Below are 13,956 nucleotides of genomic sequence, written 5' to 3'. Positions count from 1 at the left end.
TGGCGGAACCTGCCCACTGCAGCGTTCCGAAACCGCGCTCCCGCCTAGCGACTGCCCGGCAGCGGCATGCGTTCGATTTCGGCGAGGACTTCGAGCATGCCGGCGACGTTGTGCTCGGCGATCTCGCGGCCCTTTTCTGCCGTTGCAATGGACGCATCGCCGACCGCGCCGCCCGGATTGATATCCGAGGCGATCCACGCATAGGTGTGGCCGAAGGCGCCGGTGGGCCGCAGATATTTGTACTCGGCCTCGTCGCGCGCTGCGATGGACACGAAGTTCTCGGCGCGACTCATATCGACCAGATCGGGCCGGAAATGCAGGATGAGCGAGGTTTCGGCATCCCCGCCATGGATGCCGTGGCGGCGCTCGAGGTCGCTCAATAGGCCAGCCGGTGTAAAGCGCCAGCCGCTTTTGACGGCCAGCATGCCGGCTTGCACCCGCAGTTCGCGGGCGACGATGCCCATGATCTCTTCGTTGCCGCCATGCGAATTGACGAAAATGATCTTGCGGACCCCTGCCCGCGCCACTTCCAGCCCGATCTGCGTCCAGGCGTCGATCAGATTGGTTGCCTTGTGACTGAGCGTGCCCTTGGCCCAGATATGTTCGTTGGATTTGCCAATGGCCTGAACCGGCAGGATGCGGATATCCAACTCGGCCGGCGCGCGGGCCGCGAGCAGCTCCATCATCGACTGGTTGATGATCGTGTCCACGCCCACCGGCAGATGGGGGCCATGTTGCTCGACGGCCGCGATGGGCAGGATGGCAATGGTCTTTGCCGGATCGATCGTGTTGAAATCGGACGCGGAAAAGTCGGTCCACCAGATTTTGCGGGTCATAGAGAGGTCCTCAGGCCGGTCCGGCGGCAATAGCTTCGATTTCGACCACGAATTCGGGCCGGGCAAAGCCGGAAACGATCATCAGAGTCGAGGCGGGATAAGGCTCGGCAAACAGCACGTTGCGCACGCCCATATAGTCCGGCAGGTGCTCCCTGCCCGTCACATAGGCGTTGATGCGGATGATATTGGCGAGCGTCATGCCGGCCTCGCCCAGAATGGCGGCGATATTGTCAAAACAGATGCGCGTTTGGCCCACGCAGTCGGGCGGCACAATCTTGTCTGCCCCAATGCCCAATTGGCCGGAGCAGAACACCAGGCGCTGCCCCGCCGGCACGACAATGCCGTGGCTGTAAGGCGCGAAAGGCGGATGAATCTGCTGGGGAGAGAGGGGCGTCGCCATAGTCAAAAACTTCCTTGAGGTGGCGATGCTAGCGTCCGGTAAACCGCTTGCCTAGCCCAAACTGCACAATTTGCATGCATGGCAGGCATTTTATACAGCTGCTCATTTTTTGACTTCACAACGGAGCAAGACCGGGACAACAATTGCGCAAGCGACGCGGTCGCACAGAAATTGGTCGTGGCTGCTCATAGCCATGCCGGGGAGCGCAACATGCACGATATTACCAAACTCGTCTCATCGTCGGTCCTGATCTTCGGTGCCCTGGCGGGAGCCGCTACGGCCCAGGACAAGGTCACATTCGGCACCAACTGGCTCGCCCAGGCCGAGCATGGCGGCTATTACCAGGCCGTCGCCGATGGCACTTACGCCAAGTATGGCCTGGATGTGACCATCCGCCAGGGCGGCCCGCAGGCCCCAAATGGTCAGCTTTTGGTTGCCGGTCAGCTGGATTTCTACATGGGCGGCATGGGCACGATCGACTCGGTATCGCGCGGCATCCCCGTCGTTACTGTCGCGGCGATTTTCCAGAAGGACCCGCAGGTCCTGCTGGCGCATCCCGATGCACCCTTTACCGATCTCGCGAGCCTGACGGGCGCCAGCAAGATGATCCTGGGCAAGGACAGCCTGTTCAGCGGCTTCTGGCCATGGATGAAGTCGTCAATGGAAGGTTTCTCCGACGACAAATACGAGCCTTATACGTTCAACCCCGCGCCCTTCATCGCCGATCCGCTGGCCGTGCAGCAGGGCTATTTGACCTCCGAGCCCTATGAAATCGAGCGCCAGACCGGCTGGGCGCCCAAGATCTATCTGCTCGCCGACTATGGCTATGACCCCTACTCTACCGCCATCGAGACCCGGCAAGAGATCGTCGACACCAAGCCGGACCTGGTGCAGCGGTTCGTCGATGCCTCGATCATCGGTTGGTACAATTACCTTTATGGTGACAACACAGCCGCTAACGATTTGATCAAGAAGGACAATCCCGAGATGACCGATGGTCAGATCGCCTTCTCGATCGCCAAGCTGAAGGAATATGGCGTCGTCGTTTCCGGCGAAGCCGAGACCCAGGGCATTGGCTGCATGACGGCCGAACGCTGGCAGGCTTTCTATGACATGATGGTCAAGGCCGGCGTTTACGAAGCCGGTATCGATATCTCCAAGTCGTTCTCGACCGCATTCGTCTGCAAGGGCGTGGGTCTGGAACTGGCCAAGGCCGAATAGCACCGCGATCAATCGGCGCGGGCAATCCCGTCCGCGCTGTTTTGACCCTAATCCGGGTTCCGATATTGACCGATACATCAGCTGCCGTCGCCGCTCGCCCTATCGAGGTCGAAGCTCCCCGCGCCATCGTCTCGATGCGCAACGTCACCAAAGTGTTCTCCAACGGCACGCTGGCCCTCAAGGACATGTCGCTCGATGTGAAAGCCGGCGAGTTCATCTCGCTACTCGGCCCCTCCGGTTGCGGCAAGTCGACGGCCCTGCGCATCATCGCGGGGCTTGGCGCGCCAAGTTCGGGCAGCATCGATTGGCCGTCCTCCAAGATCAACACCAAGGGCTTGCCCGAGGGCGATGTGGGGTTTGTGTTCCAGGATCCGACCCTGATGCCCTGGGCCAGCGTGTTCGACAATGTGCACCTGCCGCTCAAACTCAGGGGCGTTTCCAAGGCAGATGCGCGCGAGCGGATCATGGAAGGGCTGGCCAGTGTCGGTCTGGCTGATTTCACCAAGTCCTATCCTCGCGAACTGTCCGGCGGCATGCGGATGCGCGTCTCGATTGCGCGGGCCATCGTCACGCGGCCCAAGCTGCTGCTGATGGATGAGCCCTTTGCCGCGCTCGATGAAATCACCCGCCAGAAGCTCAATGACGACGTGCTGCGGCTGTGGCAGCAGTTCGGCATGACGGTGATTTTCGTCACCCACTCGGTCTACGAGTCCGCTTATCTCTCCAGCCGCATCGTGGTGATGCGGGCGCGTCCGGGCCAGGTGTTCACCGATATGCAGATCGCCCAGCCCCCTGTTCGCGACCATGATTATCGCAATTCCGAGGGCTATCGGCAGACCTGCCAGACCGTTTCGGATGCGCTGCAACGCGCCATCCATGCTGCGGAGATCACGTCATGAACCAGATCAAGACCATCGCCCCAGCCGAAGCCGGCACTGATGCCGCCGTGGCGGCCCTGATTCCCCGCGCCACTACCAATGAAAAGGTGTTGCGCATCGCAGTCCCCCTTATTGCACTCGTACTGGCGATCACGGCCTGGCATTTGCTGGTCACGATCAACGGGATTCCGAAATACATCCTGCCGGGGCCGGTCGATGTCGTCATCGCGCTCTTCACCGACTCCGCGACGCTATGGCCTGCCCTGCTCGTCACCCTCAAGATCACTTTCATGGCCCTGGCTTTGGCGCTGATTGGCGGCGTCGGGCTGGCGATCCTGCTGGTGCAGTCGCGCATTCTCGAGCTGGCGCTGTTCCCCTTCGCGGTGATCCTGCAGGTGACGCCGATGATTGCCATTGCGCCGCTGCTGCTGATCTATGCGCCCGATACGCAGACGGCTTTGCTCATCTGCGCCTTTCTCGTGGCCTTCTTCCCTATCCTCTCCAACATGGCGCAGGGCCTCAAGAGCGTCGATCATAACCTATTGAACCTGTTCGAGCTTTATGGCGCCTCGCCGTGGCAGACGTTGCTTTACCTCAAAATTCCGACCTCGATGCCCTATTTCATGGCCGGGTTGCGGATTGGTGGCGGGCTGTCGCTGATTGCCGCGGTCGTCGCGGAGTTCGCTGCCGGTTCCGCTGGCCAGGGCGCGGGCCTCGCGTTCCGGCTGCTGGAAAGCCAGTACCGGCTCAATCTGCCCCGCCTCTTCGTTGCCCTGCTGATGCTCTGCGGCACCGGCATTGCCATCTTCGGGCTAACCTCGTTTATCTCCTGGCTGACGCTGCATCGCTGGCATGAGAGCGCCATCAAGCGGGAGAATTAAGGTTTTGACGATCACTATTCCTTCGACCGGCCACTATGTGCTGGCCAATGCAAACGTGCCGGCAGCCGTGATGGGCGAACCCGCCTCGGGTGCGCTTATTCTGGTCGATATCGAGATTGCCGACGGCAAGGTCACCAGCCTTGGTGCCGCTGGCAGCGCCCCGCTTGGGCCGGATCGTATCGATCTCGACCATGGCATTGTGCTGCCAGCCTTTGTCGATCTGCATACCCATCTCGACAAGGGCCATATCTGGCCGCGCAAGGAAAACCCCGATGGCACCTGGCTTGGTGCCCTGATGGCCGTCGGCGAGGACCGCACGGCCAATTGGGCGGCGGCCGACGTCGAGCGGCGCATGGATTTTGCCCTGCGCTGTGCCTGGGCCCATGGCACGGCCGCCGTGCGGACGCATATCGATAGCGCTCCGCCACAACATGAGATTTCCTGGGACGTGTTCGAGGCCGTGCGCGAGCGCTGGGTGGGCCGGATCGAGCTTCAGGCGGCAGGTCTTATGGGGCCCGACACAATTCTTGACCCGGCGGCGCTTCGCGCGGTCGCCACACGCACCAAGGCGGCCAAGGGGTTGCTGGGCGGCTCCACGGGCGTTCACCCGGATAATCCCGCCATCATGCGTGCGCTGCTCGAAGTGGCTGGCGATTTTGGCCTCGATGTGGACCTGCACATTGATGAGACCGGAGACCCGGCGGCCGACGCTTTGCAGAGCCTGGCCGATGCGGTGATCGAGACCGGTTTTGCGGGCAAGGTGACGGCCGGGCATTGCTGCGCCATTGCCATTCAGCCCGAAGCGACGGCAATGGCAACCATCGAGCGCGTCGCGCAGGCGGGCATTGCCGTCGTCTCGCTGCCGATCTGTAACATGTATCTACAGGACCGGCGCAATGTCGGCGGGGTGCGGACGCCTCGCTGGCGGGGTGTTACCCTGCTCAACGAACTCAAGGCGGCCGGGGTGCCGGTTGCCATCGCGTCGGACAATACCCGCGACCCCTTCTATGCCTATGGCGATCTCGATGGCTTTGAAGTCCTGCGCGAAGGTGCGCGGATTTTGCACTTCGACCACCCACAGGCCGATGCCTTTACCTGGGCGCGTTCGGTCAGCACCGAGCCGGCGGCGATTGGCGGCTTCACCTATTCCGGCATGATCGGCATCGAGCTGCCTGCCGAGCTGGTGCTGTTCCGCGCCCGCACCTGGACCGAGCTGATGTCCCGGCCGCAAACCGATCGCGTCGTGCTGCGCAGTGGCGCTGCTATCGACACTACCCTGCCCGACTACCGTGAACTCGACGACCTGATGGGACGACAAGCATGAGCATTTCAGATTTCCGCGCTGACCTTGGCGATATTCCGGTCGAGGATCATCCCCGCATCGTCCAGCAACGCAGCCGCGATCATTATTGGTATTCCCCGATACTGAAAGCCAAGCTCGATCATGTGACCGCGGAAATCGTGGTGTCGCCGCGCTCCAATGAGGAGGTGAAAACCGTTCTCGCTGCTGCGTTCCGCCATGGCATTGCCATCACCCCGCGCGGAGCCGGCACCGGCAATTACGGCCAGGCCATGCCGCTTTCGGGCGGCGCCATGCTCAATCTGATGAACATGGACAAGGTTCTGGAGATCAAGCCGGATCGCGTGCGTGCGCAGGCCGGTGCCGTGCTGGAACAGATGGATCACCAGACGCGGGAAGCCGTAAACGGCGAGTTGCGCTTTCACCCCTCGACCTATCGCATGGCCAGCATTGGCGGCTTTATCGCCGGCGGGTCGGGCGGCGTCGGCTCGATCCGTTGGGGTGGTCTGCGCAATATCGGCAGCATTCTGGGGGTGAAGGTCATCACCTGCGAGGAAAACCCGCGCGAGCTGGATCTGGTGGGCGAGGACATCCTCAAGGTCGCCCATGCCTATGGCACCAACGGGATTATCGTCGAGGCGGAAATGCCCCTGACCCAGGCGCATGACTGGGTCGACATGATTGTCGGCTTTGACGACTTTATCGAGGCTTGCCGCTTTGGCGGCGCGGTGGCCCTACAGGATGGGCTACTGGTCAAGGAAGTGGCGCCCTGCGCGGCCCCAATCCCGCAGGACTATTTCAACCGCCACAAGCCCTATATTCGCGATGGCCAGTCCGTCGTGCTGCTGATGGTGGCGCCGGTGGCTGTGGACGCGATGACGCTGTTCGTGGCCCACCACAAGGGCGAAATGCTCTACCGCTCCGACGAGGCCAGCGCCGAAGAGCTCAAGCGCCTGCCGCCCGTGTACGAGCTGGCCTGGAACCACACGACGTTGCGGGCGCTCAAGGTCGATCCGACGATCACCTATCTGCAGACGCGCTATCCCACCGTCTCTCATGTCGAAAAGATCATCTCGATTCTTGGCGACGAGCTGCCCATGCATATCGAGGTCGGCCGGCAGGATGGTGTGGTCATGTATGGTGGCCTGCCGCTGGTACGCTACACCACCGAAGAACGGCTCAACGAGATCATCCGCATCCATGAGGAAAACGGCTGCGCCGTGTTCAATCCCCATCGCTACACGCTTGAGGAAGGCGGCATGAAGCGGACCGATCAGAAGCAGCTCGATTTCAAGCGTGAGGCCGACCCCAAGGGCATGCTCAATCCCGGCAAGATGATCGCCTGGGACGATCCGAATTTCGATTTCAATGCCGGCCGCGCCTGGTTGTTCGACGGCCTCAATCCAGTGAACGCCGCCTGATGCGCGTTCATGTGGTTCATGCTCACCCGGTGGAAACGAGCTACAACCGGGCTCTGTTCGATGCTGTGGTGGGCGAACTGATCGACAATGGGCATGAGGTCGATGCCCTCAATCTTTATGACGAGCAGTTCGGCGCCGTGCTGAGCCGCGAAGAGCGCCTGAACTATCACGAGGTGCCCGGCAATCTGACGCCGGCAATCAAACCCTATGTGGATCGGCTACGGGCGGCGGAAGCCATTGTCTTCGTGCATCCTGTGTGGAACTACGGCTATCCAGCCATTTTAAAAGGATATTTCGACCGCATCTTCCTGCCGGGCGTGTCCTTTGTGATGGAGGGCGGCGGGGATCGGGGGCGGCTGGTTCCGAACCTGACGAACATCAAGAAGGCGATCTTCATCACCACCTATGGCGGCAATCGCTGGCGCACCATGCTCATGGGCGATCCGCCGCGCCGCATCGCCCGCCGATGGGGTTGGGCAACCTTCCGCGGCCGGATGCCACCGAAATATCTGGCGCTTTACGACATGAATAATTGCACGCCCGAGCAACTCACCGGGTTCATTCAGACGGTTCGCAGCGAGATCGGCAAGTTCTAGACTGCAACTCCGATTCCTAGCCATGAGTCCGCCATGCAGCCCTCCCGCGACATCTCCCGCCTCATCGAGATCATGGCGGCGCTGCGCAATCCGGTGGGCGGCTGCCCCTGGGATCTGGAGCAGGATTTCTCGTCCATTCGCCACTACACGATCGAAGAGGCCTATGAGGTCGCCGACGCGATCGAGCGGCAGGATTTTTCCGATTTGCGGGAAGAGCTGGGCGATCTGCTGTTGCAGCCGATCTATCACGCGCAGATGGCCAGCGAGGCCGGGCATTTCGACATTGGCGACGTGATCTACGGCATTACCGAGAAGCTCATTCGCCGACACCCGCATGTGTTCGGCGATCTCGACGCCAGTGATTCCGATGCTGCCAAGGGCCGCTGGGAGGCGATAAAGGCCGAGGAGCGCGCCGCCAAGGCAGCCCGCAAGGGCGAAACCACGCCTTCAGTGCTCGATGATGTCGCCGCGCCCCTGCCCGCTCTGGCGCGCGCCGAAAAGCTCACCAGGCGCGCTGCCAAGGTCGGCTTTGACTGGCCGGACTATGCCTCCGTGCGGGCCAAGGCGGTCGAGGAACTGGATGAGGTTGATGAAGCGGTAGCAGCGGGCGATCCAGCGGCAGCGCATGAGGAAATCGGCGACCTGCTGTTTGCCGTCGTCAATCTCGCGCGCCACGCTGGCGTGGACGCCGAAGCGGCCTTGCGCGATGCCAATCTCAAATTCACCCGGCGCTTCCACTATGTGGAGGCCAGGTGCCGCGAGGACGATATCGAACCGGGCAATGCCGGGCTCGAACGTCTGGATGGCTATTGGAACGAGATCCGCAAGGCCGACAAGGCTTAAGCGTCAGACCCTTCGATCCGGCCGTTGAAACGCTCGAGGAACGCCGCTTTGTGCCGGGGTTCTACGCGCACGATGAAGCCGGAGCCTTTTTCGGTCGCCTCATCGCGTGAGATAATCTCGGCATGCGAGTGCAGCCAGCCGATGTCGCTGCCCGCGCTATGCGGCACATGCACGTGATAGGTTCGGCTCTTTTCGGCAAGCGCGGCCTCGATGGCCAGCTTGAGCGCGTCCAGCCCCTGCCCCGTTTTGGCCGAAACCGGCACCACGGCCGCAACGCGACCGGCCGGGCTAATGGCCGCCAATGCTTCCTCAGTGGAGCCGTCGACGGTCCCGAGCAGATCGACCTTGTTCCAGACTTCGATGACCGGCGTCGTTTCCGCCGACACACCCAGATCGCCCAGCACCTTGAGCACATCGAGCGCCTGCGCCAGATGGTCGGGGTTGGCAACATCGCGGGCATGCAGGATCACGTCGGCATCGACGACTTCTTCGAGCGTAGCGCGGAAGGCGGCGACGAGGTCGGTCGGCAGGTCGGCGACAAAGCCCACCGTGTCGCTGAGCATCACTGCCCTGCCATGCGGCAATTCGAGCTTGCGCACAGTGGTGTCGAGAGTGGCGAAGAGCAGGTCTTCGGCAAACACCCCTGCCCCGGTCAGCGTGTTGAACAAGCTGGATTTTCCGGCATTGGTGTAGCCGACCAGTGCAACGATCGGGAATGGCGTGTCGTCGCGCTGACGGCGCTGCTGGGCGCGGGTCTTCTTGACCTTTTCCAGCCGATCCTCAAGCAACACGATACGGTCGGTCAGCTGGCGCCGATCGCTTTCGATCTGCGTTTCGCCCGGGCCGCCCATAAAGCCCATGCCGCCACTGCCACGCTGGCGCTCAAGGTGGGTCCAGGAGCGCACGAGGCGGCTCTTTTGGTAATTGAGGTGGGCAAGCTCGACCTGCAACACGCCTTCGCGTGTGGCGGCGCGTTCGCCGAAAATTTCGAGGATCAGCCCGGTGCGGTCCAGCACCTTGGTGCCCGTTTCCTTTTCCAGATTACGCTGCTGGATCGGGGTCAGCGCGGCATCGACCAAGAGCAGGTCGATCTCGTCCTCTTTGACGCGGGCCGCCAGGGTTTCGACATGACCGCCGCCGATAAACGTCGCCGGCTTGACCTCGCGCACCTTGACGATTTCGGAGAAGGCAATCTCGAGCCGGATCGCCCCGGCCAAGCCTTCAAACTCCGCCTTGCGGGCTTCGATACTGTGCTGGGAAACGGCCCCGCGGACATCGGGGCAAATCAATCCGGCCCGTGTCGGCTGGGCGCGTTGGTCGATAAACGCCTGCGGGCCGCCCTTTTGGACGGCCTCGTCGTCGTCGTGAAAATCGCTCATATAAGCTCGTTAGTCGTCGTGGTTCTGTTCTGGATCGAACAGCTGGATCGGTGCGCCCGGCATGATCGTCGAGATGGCGTGCTTATAGACCAGTTGGGACTGGGCGTCACGGCGCAGCAACAGGCAGAAATTGTCGAACCAGGTGATGACACCCTGCAGCTTGACGCCGTTCACGAGGAAAATCGTGACGGGCACCTTCTGCTTGCGGACATGGTTGAGGAAAGAGTCCTGGAGATTTTGTTGTTTTTCGCTAGCCATTTAGGTCTCTTTTCGCGGCATTTGTTGTCGCTGTTATAATTGCGCTGGCTGGTCCAGGCTGGGCGCGAAAGCTGATGCTCCGCCCCCATCGCAAAAGTGCATTCACTACACGTTAAACACTATGGCACAGAAGCCCAAGGCTGCCTACCCGCGCCTCATGCATAGCCTCCGCCCAATTTTCAAAGCCCCAGCGACTTGATTTTGCGGTGCAAGGCGCTGCGTTCCATGCCGACAAATTCGGCCGTTTTGGAGATATTGCCGCCGAAACGCTCGATCTGCGCCAGCAGATATTGCCGCTCGAACACCTCACGCGCGTCGCGCAGCGGCAGGCTCATCAAATGCGCCGAAGCGTCGGTGTCGCCCACTGTGGGCAGCACTTCGCCAATGTCGGATGGCAGCATGGCGGCGGTGATCACCCCATCCTCGGGCTGCTGGTCCTTCATCAGAATCAGCAGGCGCTCGATGGAATTGCGCAATTGCCGCGCATTGCCCGGCCATTCCTGCGCCTGCAACACCGCAATCGCGTCATCGCCCACCGTTAGCCGCTGCAGATTATGCATGCGGCAGACCTGCTCGATAAAGACGCTGACCAGTGGCGGCACGTCCTCGCGGCGCTCCTTGAGTGGCGTCAGGGGGAGCGGCACGATGGAGAGGCGGTGGAAGAGGTCCGAGCGGAATTCGCCCCCTTCGATCTGGGCCGCCACATTCTGCGAACTGGATGAAATGATGCGAACGTCGATGGGCACGGCCTGCGTGCCGCCAACGCGGTTGAAGCGGTTTTCCACCAGCGTGCGCAGCAGCGCCGCCTGAGTCTGGGCCGGCAAAGTGGTCACTTCCGACAGATAGAGCGTGCCGCCATGGGCGCGTTCCAGCGCGCCGACTTCCACCTTGAGAATGCCGGTCTTTTCGCGGGCCTCGCGGCCGAACAGCACGACCGGCACTTCCTCGGGCGCATAGAGCGAGGCGTTGATTTCAACGAACGGTGCGTCAGCGCGCGGGCTGCGCTGATGGATCAGGCGGGCCACCAGGCCCTTGCCGGCGCCGGACGGGCCCGAGACAAAGATGCGCGAATTGGTCGGCGCCGACTTTTCGATAATGCCGCGCACCTGCTGCAAGGCGGGCGAGGTGCCCACCATGTCGATGCTCTTGCTCGCCGAGCGTTCCTTGAGCTCCGCAACCTCGTTGCGCAGGCGGGTGGCTTCCATGGCGCGCTGCGTGATGTGCAGCAGCCGGTCAATCTTGAACGGCTTTTCGATATAGTCATAGGCGCCGCGGCGGATCGCCGAGACGGCGGTTTCGACATTGCCGTGCCCCGAAATCATCACCACCGGCATGTCCGGGTGCTGGCTCTGGAACACATCGAGCAATTGCAGACCATCCAGACGCGAGCCCTGCATCCAGATATCGAGGAAGACCAGGCTGGGGCGGCGGCGGGCGATTTCGTTGAGCCCGCTATCGGCATCATGGGCCTGCCGGGTTTCAAATCCCTCGTCCTCCAGAATGCCGGCGATCAGGTCGCGGATGTCGTCTTCGTCGTCGATAATGAGAATGTCGAGTGCCATTATTTATGAACCGCCGCTGAAATAAGCGGCTCCTCCTGTTGCGAGGGGGCGGTCGATGCCGCATCGGCACCGCTCTCCTCGGACGTCTTGATTGGCGATTGCAGGGGCAATGTGAAGGTCACGCAGGCGCCGACCCGGCCGGTCGCATCAGGCTCGGCGTCGACCAGTTCCACTATGCCGCCATGTTGTTCGATGATTTTCGCTACAATGGCGAGACCCAGGCCCGTGCCCTTCTCGCGCGTGGTCATATAGGGCTCCAGCAGCCGCTGCCGGTTTTCGCTGGGCCAGCCCTTGCCATTGTCGGACACGTTGATCCGGGCGTGATTGCCCTCCAGCTGCCCCTGCACTGTGATGGTAGGTACCCAATCGGATGAAGGACTCACGGATTCAAAGGCTTCTACCGCATTCTTGATCAGGTTGGTCAGGCTCTGCGAAATCAGGCGGCTGTCGAACCAGGCATGGATCGGCATCTCCGGCAGCTCGGTATGGATCACCATTTCCGGCAGGCGGACGCTTTCGAGGAACACCGCCTGCCGGATGGTATCAGACAAGTCGGCCATTTCGGGAGCGGCTTCTGGCATACGGGCAAAGGCCGAGAATTCGTCGACCATGCGACCGATATCGCCCACCTGGCGCACGATGGTGTTGATGCATTTGTCGAAAACCTCGCGGTCATCCTCGAGCTTGGAGCCATAGCGGCGACGCAGGCGCTCGGCCGAAAGCTGGATCGGGGTCAGCGGGTTCTTGATCTCATGAGCGATGCGCCGGGCGACATCGGCCCAGGCGCTGGTCCGCTGTGCGGATTCGAGATCGGTAATGTCATCGAAGGTAAGCACATAGCCCTTGGATTCGGCGATCGAGCCCTCACGGGTCAGCTGCACCTGATAGGTTCTCCTATCGGTCTCGTTGCCGAGCTGGATCTGGTCGCGGACCTGGCCACGGCGGGCCGAGCGGGCGCGTTCAAGGATCGGCGCCAATTGCGGCATGGCCACTTCGATCCGCTCCCCCATGAGGCCAATTTCATCGCGTTCCAGCATTTCGCAGGCGCGCGCATTGACCAGCGTGACGGCTCCGAAGGGGTCGAGTCCGATAATGCCAGCCGAAACGCCTTCCACCACCGCCTCGGTGAACTGGCGGCGCTTTTCGTTCATCTCGCTGGCGGTCACCAGATCTTCGCGCTGCGATTTGAGCTGCAGCGTCATCTGGTTGAAGCCATTAGACAAATCGCGCAGATCGCCCCTGCCCTCCTGCACCGGAACCTGCACATCGAGATCGCCGCGGCTGACGCGACTGGAAGCGATCATGAGATTTCGGATCGGGTCTACGAAGCGATTGGCAAGCGCAATGCCGATCCACAACGCGGCGAGCAACAGCACCACGGCCAAACCGACATACATGATGGTAAAGGTGATCTGGAACACTAGCCGGTTGGATGCATACTGCCGGTATTCGGTGATGTTCTCGTCAGTCAGCCGCATATATTCGAGCACTTCGGCATCGACCGGGCGGGCAACGAACAAGTAAGTGTCGTCATAGCCCCGCAGCTTGACGATAGAGCCGACCAAATTGGTGCTGCCCGGCGCAATCTGGCTCGGCACGCCTTCGACCACCCCCTGGGTAATGCCCTCCGGCAGCTTGGGATAAGCCCCCTGCACGTTGATCTGCGCCCGCATCAGTGTGTCGCCATCGCCGTGAATGAGCGACGTGAAGGGCAGTGAACGGGTAACCGCAAGCGCGGTCAGGATACGCTCGAAACGGTCGCGATCTTCCTCGAACGTGCCGCGCGCCTGTTCGAGCTCGGTGGCCACCCAGATAATGTCGTCCCGCAAAACCTGCGCGTGCTCAAGCATATAGGAGCGCGCGACGAGGCGTGAGCTTTCCACCATGGCTCTGGTGCGTTCGGAGAACCATTGATCCAGCCCCTGGTTGAGCGAGAAGGTCGCGACCACTGCAACGATGACCGCGGGAATGGCGGCGACGATAGCGAACATCGTGACCATGCGGAGCTGCATGCTCGAGCCGGGCTGGCGCTGCGAGCGGGCCTGGATGAGCAGCACGGCCTCGGTAACAACCAGGGCGATCATCAGCAGGACCAGGATGCCGGTGACGATCCAGATAACGGTCCAGACGGTTGCTGAAGGCTCGATATTGGTCGCGCCCGACAGGATCAGGAAGGAGATCGAGGACATCAGGACCGAGGCGAACACCACCACAAAACCCAGGACCCGCAGCGGCCTATTGGTATGTGCAGCAAAAAACGGCACGCGAGAAGAATGCGCCGCCTCGCTCCGCCGTGCTGGCGCAGCCTGGTTATCGATGATCGCCGTTTCCGTCATACAATGCCGCTTGGCACTCCATCTCCGCCACAGGAAGGCAGAGCC

General features: G+C 61.7%; 13 protein-coding genes. 7 read left to right on the top strand and 6 right to left on the bottom strand.

The window, feature by feature from the left end; translation table 11 throughout:
* Nucleotides 1-44: 44 nt before the first annotated feature.
* Both ACI3KW_RS03865 and ACI3KW_RS03860 read right to left on the bottom strand, forming a co-directional pair.
* Nucleotides 45-836 (bottom strand): creatininase family protein, encoded by a 792-nt coding sequence (locus ACI3KW_RS03865; RefSeq protein ID WP_404846997.1) that lies wholly within the window; start codon nucleotides 834-836, stop codon nucleotides 45-47.
* 10 nt (nucleotides 837-846) lie between these two features.
* The gene (locus ACI3KW_RS03860; protein ID WP_404846996.1) at nucleotides 847-1,236 is read right to left on the bottom strand and encodes a RidA family protein; all 390 of its coding nucleotides are present in this window, start codon (nucleotides 1,234-1,236) and stop codon (nucleotides 847-849) included.
* 210 nt (nucleotides 1,237-1,446) lie between these two features.
* Between ACI3KW_RS03860 and ACI3KW_RS03855 the strand changes: the two genes are divergently transcribed.
* From ACI3KW_RS03855 to mazG, 7 genes are all read left to right on the top strand, one after another.
* Nucleotides 1,447-2,457 (top strand): ABC transporter substrate-binding protein, encoded by a 1,011-nt coding sequence (locus tag ACI3KW_RS03855; RefSeq protein ID WP_113120474.1) that lies wholly within the window; start codon nucleotides 1,447-1,449, stop codon nucleotides 2,455-2,457.
* A gap of 134 nt (nucleotides 2,458-2,591) precedes the next feature.
* The gene (locus ACI3KW_RS03850; protein WP_404847046.1) at nucleotides 2,592-3,356 is read left to right on the top strand and encodes an ABC transporter ATP-binding protein; all 765 of its coding nucleotides are present in this window, start codon (nucleotides 2,592-2,594) and stop codon (nucleotides 3,354-3,356) included.
* Nucleotides 3,353-4,216, top strand: a complete 864-nt coding sequence (locus ACI3KW_RS03845) for an ABC transporter permease (protein ID WP_262167706.1) — start codon at nucleotides 3,353-3,355, stop codon at nucleotides 4,214-4,216. The genes ACI3KW_RS03850 and ACI3KW_RS03845 overlap by 4 nt, the downstream gene beginning before the upstream one ends.
* Complete coding sequence (locus ACI3KW_RS03840; RefSeq protein ID WP_404846995.1) at nucleotides 4,188-5,540, top strand: cytosine deaminase; 1,353 nt, start codon at nucleotides 4,188-4,190, stop codon at nucleotides 5,538-5,540. The genes ACI3KW_RS03845 and ACI3KW_RS03840 overlap by 29 nt, the downstream gene beginning before the upstream one ends.
* The gene (locus ACI3KW_RS03835; protein ID WP_404846994.1) at nucleotides 5,537-6,937 is read left to right on the top strand and encodes an FAD-binding oxidoreductase; all 1,401 of its coding nucleotides are present in this window, start codon (nucleotides 5,537-5,539) and stop codon (nucleotides 6,935-6,937) included. The genes ACI3KW_RS03840 and ACI3KW_RS03835 overlap by 4 nt, the downstream gene beginning before the upstream one ends.
* Entirely contained in the window at nucleotides 6,937-7,533 is a 597-nt protein-coding gene (locus tag ACI3KW_RS03830; RefSeq protein ID WP_404846993.1) for an NAD(P)H-dependent oxidoreductase, read from the top strand. The genes ACI3KW_RS03835 and ACI3KW_RS03830 overlap by 1 nt, the downstream gene beginning before the upstream one ends.
* 33 nt (nucleotides 7,534-7,566) lie before the next feature.
* Nucleotides 7,567-8,376: a nucleoside triphosphate pyrophosphohydrolase gene (mazG, locus tag ACI3KW_RS03825; protein WP_404846992.1), complete on the top strand. Its 810-nt coding sequence runs from the start codon at nucleotides 7,567-7,569 to the stop codon at nucleotides 8,374-8,376.
* On the opposite strand, the gene hflX is transcribed toward mazG, so the two are convergent.
* The 4 genes from hflX to ACI3KW_RS03805 all read right to left on the bottom strand — a co-directional run bounded on the left by hflX (nucleotide 8,373) and on the right by ACI3KW_RS03805 (nucleotide 13,911).
* Nucleotides 8,373-9,755, bottom strand: a complete 1,383-nt coding sequence (gene hflX, locus ACI3KW_RS03820; protein ID WP_404846991.1) for a GTPase HflX — start codon at nucleotides 9,753-9,755, stop codon at nucleotides 8,373-8,375. The two genes, mazG and hflX, sit on opposite strands and share 4 nt — an antisense overlap.
* Nucleotides 9,756-9,764: 9 nt before the next feature.
* The gene (gene hfq / locus ACI3KW_RS03815) at nucleotides 9,765-10,013 is read right to left on the bottom strand and encodes an RNA chaperone Hfq (RefSeq protein WP_035096785.1); all 249 of its coding nucleotides are present in this window, start codon (nucleotides 10,011-10,013) and stop codon (nucleotides 9,765-9,767) included.
* Nucleotides 10,014-10,192: 179 nt separating this feature from the next.
* Nucleotides 10,193-11,575: a sigma-54 dependent transcriptional regulator gene (locus tag ACI3KW_RS03810; protein ID WP_113120467.1), complete on the bottom strand. Its 1,383-nt coding sequence runs from the start codon at nucleotides 11,573-11,575 to the stop codon at nucleotides 10,193-10,195.
* The gene (locus ACI3KW_RS03805) at nucleotides 11,575-13,911 is read right to left on the bottom strand and encodes an ATP-binding protein (protein WP_404846990.1); all 2,337 of its coding nucleotides are present in this window, start codon (nucleotides 13,909-13,911) and stop codon (nucleotides 11,575-11,577) included. The genes ACI3KW_RS03810 and ACI3KW_RS03805 overlap by 1 nt, the downstream gene beginning before the upstream one ends.
* Between the last annotated feature and the right edge of the window lie 45 nt (nucleotides 13,912-13,956).

Origin of the sequence: Devosia sp. ZW T5_3 (genome assembly GCF_044987315.1) — a bacterium.
Lineage (GTDB): Bacteria > Pseudomonadota > Alphaproteobacteria > Rhizobiales > Devosiaceae > Devosia.
Note: the sequence above shows the minus strand (reverse complement) of the source record. Positions and strands in the feature narration are given on the sequence as shown.

Bases quoted from the DNA above. Each gene is read 5' to 3' on its own strand.
- ACI3KW_RS03805 (WP_404846990.1), bottom strand. From the start codon at position 13,911: ATGACGGAAACGGCGATCATCGATAACCAGGCTGCGCCAGCACGGCGG.
- hflX (WP_404846991.1), bottom strand. From the start codon at position 9,755: ATGAGCGATTTTCACGACGACGACGAGGCCGTCCAAAAGGGCGGCCCG.
- ACI3KW_RS03840 (WP_404846995.1), top strand. From the start codon at position 4,188: ATGAGAGCGCCATCAAGCGGGAGAATTAAGGTTTTGACGATCACTATT.
- ACI3KW_RS03845 (WP_262167706.1), top strand. From the start codon at position 3,353: ATGAACCAGATCAAGACCATCGCCCCAGCCGAAGCCGGCACTGATGCC.
- ACI3KW_RS03860 (WP_404846996.1), bottom strand. From the start codon at position 1,236: ATGGCGACGCCCCTCTCTCCCCAGCAGATTCATCCGCCTTTCGCGCCT.
- ACI3KW_RS03850 (WP_404847046.1), top strand. From the start codon at position 2,592: ATGCGCAACGTCACCAAAGTGTTCTCCAACGGCACGCTGGCCCTCAAG.
- hfq (WP_035096785.1), bottom strand. From the start codon at position 10,013: ATGGCTAGCGAAAAACAACAAAATCTCCAGGACTCTTTCCTCAACCAT.
- ACI3KW_RS03830 (WP_404846993.1), top strand. From the start codon at position 6,937: ATGCGCGTTCATGTGGTTCATGCTCACCCGGTGGAAACGAGCTACAAC.
- mazG (WP_404846992.1), top strand. From the start codon at position 7,567: ATGCAGCCCTCCCGCGACATCTCCCGCCTCATCGAGATCATGGCGGCG.
- ACI3KW_RS03865 (WP_404846997.1), bottom strand. From the start codon at position 836: ATGACCCGCAAAATCTGGTGGACCGACTTTTCCGCGTCCGATTTCAAC.
- ACI3KW_RS03810 (WP_113120467.1), bottom strand. From the start codon at position 11,575: ATGGCACTCGACATTCTCATTATCGACGACGAAGACGACATCCGCGAC.
- ACI3KW_RS03855 (WP_113120474.1), top strand. From the start codon at position 1,447: ATGCACGATATTACCAAACTCGTCTCATCGTCGGTCCTGATCTTCGGT.
- ACI3KW_RS03835 (WP_404846994.1), top strand. From the start codon at position 5,537: ATGAGCATTTCAGATTTCCGCGCTGACCTTGGCGATATTCCGGTCGAG.